This is a genomic window from Roseateles sp. P5_B10, from assembly GCF_056400485.1.
The window spans coordinates 1-593 of record NZ_JBFULE010001618.1 but is presented as its reverse complement, the minus strand read 5'-3'; the positions used below and the strand labels follow the sequence as shown (position 1 = coordinate 593).

General features: G+C 66.3%; 1 protein-coding gene. It reads right to left on the bottom strand.

Annotated features, from left to right (window positions below; genetic code table 11):
* Nucleotides 1-149 precede the first annotated feature (149 nt).
* Nucleotides 150-593, bottom strand: a 444-nt coding sequence (locus AC1DU6_RS34930) for an alpha/beta fold hydrolase (RefSeq protein WP_477863120.1), incomplete at its 5' end; no start/stop codon positions are given.

Genomic DNA, 593 nt, shown 5'->3' with positions numbered 1-593 from the left:
CTGCCGTGTAGCTCACCCGGTCGATGTGCGTGATGAAACGCGCGGCCGATGGCGAATCGGCCGCGCGCGTTTCACGCTGGATGCCTGGGTTGTGGCCCGTCACGCCACGTGCATGCGAGGAGAAGGCATGCACGCATGGTAGCGACGACTTACTGCAACTGGGCGAAGAAGCGGCGCATGTCCCGCACCAGCAGCTCGGGCGCGTCCGTCGCCGCGAAATGCCCGCCATGCGGCATTTCGGTCCACTGCACGATGTTGCTGTGCGAGCGCTCGGCAAAGGCACGCACCGAGCGGAAGTCGTTCGGGAAGGAGGCCACGGCCGTGGGCACCGGATTGGGCAGTTCACGGTAGCCGGCGCCGGTCTGGGCGTTCTCGAAATAGAACTCCGCCGCCTGACCGCCGGTGGCGGTGAACCAGTACAGCGAGACATGGGTCAGGAAGCGCTCGCGGTCCATGGTCTGGGCGGCCTCGCCCTCGAAGCCGAAGAAGAGTTCGGCATTCCAGGCCAGCTGCGCCACCGGCGAATCCACCAGGCCGAAGCCCAGCGTGGCCGGCCGCTTGGACTGGATCTCGGCATAGCCGTTGTACTTCTG